Below are 2,618 nucleotides of genomic sequence, written 5' to 3'. Positions count from 1 at the left end.
GGGCACCTCACTGCGGGTCGCCGATCAGCTCACCGTGCTGGAGACGCCACTCAGGCTCGCCGGGCAGGACAAGAACCTGCCCTACTCGGTGACCTACTCCAACTTCGTGGGCGGGCCGCCGATGCTTCAGGCGTTCCAGGCCGGGAAGCTCGACGTCGGCTGGATCGCCGACGCACCGCTGATCTTCGCCCAGGCCGCCCGGCAGAAGGTGGTCGGCATCGCGGCCTATGCCACGACGAACGGGTCGCAGCTTCTTCTCGCCGCCCCGGGCCGACACATCACGACGTGGGCGGACCTGAAAGGAAAGTCCGTCGGATACCAGAAGGGCACGAGCCTGGAGTCCGTTCTGTTGCTCGGGCTGCAGAGCGCGGGCCTGAGTCTGAAGGACGTCAAGCCGGTCGACCTCGCGGCGACGCAGCTCGTGCAGGCGCTGCAGGCGGGGGAGGTGGACTCGGTCATCACGTCACAGCCGTTGGACTCCGCCTACCTGGCCAAGAACCCCACGGCGCCGCAGATTCCGGTCCCGGGCAACAACCTGGCGCTCCGGACGAACTTTCTCATCGCCTCCGAGAGCGCGTTGAAGGACCCAGCCAAAGCGGCGGCGATCGGTGACTACGTCGCACGGTTCGTGAAGGCCGTCAACTGGGAGAACTCCCACGTCCCCGAGGTCTCCAAGGCGACGTACGTGGACCAGTACAAGCTGCCGCAGGCGCTCGGGGAGCGGCTCCTGGCAGCGGCCGGCCCGAGCGCCTTCTTCGCGCTTCCCGGTGACCTGCTCCCCGCACAGCAGAACCTCGCGGACCTCTTCGCGCAGGCCGGTGAGATCCCGTCGAAGGTGGACACCGCCGCCGAGTTCACCTCGCTGTACAACGCGACCGTGCTCGCCGCCCAGGGCAGCGCCGTGCGGAGCAGCGCCGCGCCGACGCGAGGCAGTTCGTCGTGATGGTCACGACATCCGAGATCGTCTCGCTGCCCACTCTGGGCGCCGAGGCGGCCCAGGTGACGGACCGGCACGGGCCGCGGGCCGCGCTGGCATGGCTGGGCCGGCTCCGACGGGCCGAGCGGCTGCTCGGGGTCGTGCTGCTCGTGGCCCTGTGGCAGATCCTCTACAGCACCGGCGTCACCACCGATGAGACCCTCTCCGGCCCGTCGGCGGTGTGGGGATCGGCCTGGGACAGGATCGCGGACGGTTCCCTGCCGTCCGCGATCTGGGTCTCGCTGCACCGCGTGCTGATCGGCCTGGCTGTCGGGCTTCCCATCGGCGTCGTGCTGGCGTTGGCCGCCGGGCTGACCCGGCTTGGCGACGACGTCGTGGACACCTCGATGCAGATGCTGCGCTTCATACCGATCATCGGCCTGCAGCCGCTCATCATCGTCTGGTTCGGCCTCGGTGAGACGGCGAAGATCTCGCTGATCGTTTTCGGTGTCGTCTTCCCGACCTACATCAACACCTACCACGCGGTCCGCGGCATCGACCCGAGAATGCTGGAGCTGGGCAGGGTGATCGGCCTGGGTCGCCTCGCGATGATCCGCCGGCTCGTGATACCGGGCGCGCTGCCCGGTTTCCTCGTCGGTCTGCGGCTGGCCTTCGGTGTCTCCTGGTTACTGCTGGTCTTCGCCGAGCAGATCAACGCCCGTGAGGGAATCGGGTATCTCATCGTCCAGGCGCAGGCCTTCTACCAGACCGACGTGATCCTGGTCGGCCTGGCCACCTATGCCGTCCTCGGGCTCGTCTCCGACCTGTTGGTACGTGGAATCGAACGCGTGGCGCTGACATGGCAACCGAGCAGGTGACCCGAGCGGTGCACCCCATCGCGGAAGCGGTCGTCGATCCGTTGACGCCGGTGGATCTGGCCAGCGAGGCGGTCCCGGCCGGCGGCGAGGCGCCGACCGTGGTCGAGGTCACCGCTCTGACCCGGCGCTTCGGCGGCCGGGCCGTCATCGACGGCGCCGACCTGCGGCTGCGTGCCGGGGAGTTCGTCGCCGTGCTCGGTCGCAGCGGGACCGGCAAGAGCACGTTGCTGCGGGCGCTGGCCGGTCTCGACCGGCAGGTCCACGGCGAGATCCGGGTCCCCCGGGCCCGATCGGTCGTGTTCCAGGACGCCCGTCTGGTGCCGTGGGCCCGGGTGTTGGACAACGTCATCCTCGGGCTGGGGACCGACGACGCCCGCACCCGCGGCCTGGCGGCGCTGGAGGAGGTGGGTCTGGCCGGCCACACCCGGGCCTGGCCCAAGACCCTCTCCGGCGGCGAGGCCCAACGGGTGGCGCTGGCCCGGGCTCTGGTCCGTGAACCGGGGCTGCTGCTGCTCGACGAGCCATTCGGCGCCCTCGACGCCCTGACCCGAATCCGCATGCACGCGCTGCTGCGCGGGCTGTGGCAGCGGCACAACCCGGCGGTGCTGCTGGTGACCCACGACGTCGAGGAGGCGATCCAGCTCGCCGATCGCGTCCTCGTCATGGCGGACGGGAGGTTCGTCCTCAACACCCCGGTCGCCGTCCCCGCACCCCGCGACAAGGCCGACCCGGCGCTCGTCGCACTCCGCCGGCGGCTGCTGGCCAGCCTCGGCGTCACGGACACCACCAGCAACTGAGACGACCAGCAACTGAGACGACCAGCC

At 69.9% G+C, this 2,618-nt stretch carries 3 protein-coding genes; all 3 read left to right on the top strand.

Annotated elements, in window-relative coordinates; translation table 11 throughout:
- Positions 1 to 943: ABC transporter substrate-binding protein (locus MJ783_RS21420; protein ID WP_239313230.1), on the top strand; the 943-nt coding region annotated here is incomplete at its 5' end.
- Complete coding sequence (locus MJ783_RS21415) at positions 943 to 1,794, top strand: ABC transporter permease (RefSeq protein ID WP_239313239.1); 852 nt, start codon at positions 943 to 945, stop codon at positions 1,792 to 1,794. The genes MJ783_RS21420 and MJ783_RS21415, both read left to right, overlap by 1 nt.
- Positions 1,776 to 2,591: an ABC transporter ATP-binding protein gene (locus MJ783_RS21410; RefSeq protein WP_239313227.1), complete on the top strand. Its 816-nt coding sequence runs from the start codon at positions 1,776 to 1,778 to the stop codon at positions 2,589 to 2,591. The genes MJ783_RS21415 and MJ783_RS21410 overlap by 19 nt, the downstream gene beginning before the upstream one ends.
- Positions 2,592 to 2,618 lie beyond the last annotated feature (27 nt).

The organism is Protofrankia sp. Cj3, from assembly GCF_917627355.1.
In the GTDB taxonomy this organism is placed as follows: Bacteria; Actinomycetota; Actinomycetes; order Frankiales; family Frankiaceae; genus Protofrankia.
Note: the sequence above shows the minus strand (reverse complement) of the source record. Positions and strands in the feature narration are given on the sequence as shown.

What these genes read in the sequence shown, in the direction of transcription:
- MJ783_RS21410 (WP_239313227.1), top strand. Translation starts at nt 1,776, where the DNA reads ATGGCAACCGAGCAGGTGACCCGAGCGGTGCACCCCATCGCGGAAGCG.
- MJ783_RS21415 (WP_239313239.1), top strand. Translation starts at nt 943, where the DNA reads ATGGTCACGACATCCGAGATCGTCTCGCTGCCCACTCTGGGCGCCGAG.